General features: G+C 66.9%; 3 protein-coding genes. All 3 read left to right on the plus strand.

Going from position 1 to position 1030, the window contains the following annotated elements:
- The first annotated feature begins 45 nt into the window (after positions 1–45).
- A complete protein-coding gene (locus JCM19049_RS15215) occupies positions 46–480 on the plus strand; it encodes an HAD family hydrolase (RefSeq protein ID WP_279403348.1) in 435 nt (144 codons plus the stop codon).
- On the plus strand, positions 477–749 hold the full coding sequence (locus JCM19049_RS15220; RefSeq protein WP_054821984.1) for a hypothetical protein: 273 nt from the start codon (positions 477–479) through the stop codon (positions 747–749). Before JCM19049_RS15215 ends, JCM19049_RS15220 begins: the two co-directional genes overlap by 4 nt.
- Positions 724–1030: site-2 protease family protein (locus JCM19049_RS15225; RefSeq protein WP_279403347.1), on the plus strand; the 307-nt coding region annotated here is incomplete at its 3' end. The genes JCM19049_RS15220 and JCM19049_RS15225, both read left to right, overlap by 26 nt.

Raw genomic sequence — 1030 nt, forward strand, 5'->3', positions numbered from 1 at the left:
CGTGCGGCAGATCATTGACGAGCTCTCCGCCGAGGTGATCAGCGGCTGCGCCGCGAACTGATCTGGCGTCCCGGGGCGCTGGAGCTGCTCCAGCAGTTCTCAGCCGCCGGGATCCCGCAGGCGCTGGTGACCATGAGCGAACGCAGCATCGTGCAGGACTTCCTCACCCAGCTGCCCGAAGCGTACTTCGACGTCACCGTCACCGGGGACGAGGTGGAGCACGGCAAGCCGGACCCGGAACCGTACCTGCGCGGGCTGCAGCTGCTGGGCGAGAAATTCGAGATTTCCCTGGACCCGTCCCAGTGCGTGGGCCTGGAGGATTCACTGCCGGGCATCACCGCGGCCAGCGCCGCGGGGCTGTTCGCGGTGCTGGTCCCCAACGCCACCGACCCCGGTCAGGGGCCGTGGCGGCGCAGCGAATCGCTGCGGCAGCTGTCCATTGAACAACTGAACACCTGGTTGGAGCAGATCAACGCGTGAGCGAACTGAACGAGAAATGGCCCGGGCTCCGGCTGGGCAGGATCGCCGGGGTCCCGGTCTACCTTGCCTACTCCTGGTTCTTCATCACCGTGGTGATCACGGTGATCTTCGGCATGCAGCTGCAGCGCACCGCCTGGATCCCGGCCACCACCGCCTACCTGCTGGGGTTCATCTGCTCGCTGATGATCGCCCTGGCCGTGCTGATCCATGAGCTGGCCCACGCATGGTGGCCCGCTACTTCAAATGGCCCAACTCCCACATCGTGCTGACCTGTGGGGCGGGCATACCCAGTTCGGCTCCTTCCAGGCCACCCCGGGCGCCTCCCTGCTGGTGGCGCTGGCCGGGCCGGTGAGCAACTTCGTGATCGCCGGGATCGGCTGGGTCGCGGCCACCATCTTCGAACCGACGTTCATGATCGGGGCGATCCTGAACTTCGTGATCTACGCGAACCTGCTGCTGGGCATCTTCAACATCCTGCCGGGCCTGCCGCTGGACGGCGGGCGGCTGGTCGAATCGGCCGTGTGGAAGGCCACCGGCAGCCAGGACCGCG

The sequence above is a fragment of the Arthrobacter sp. JCM 19049 genome (assembly GCF_001310435.1).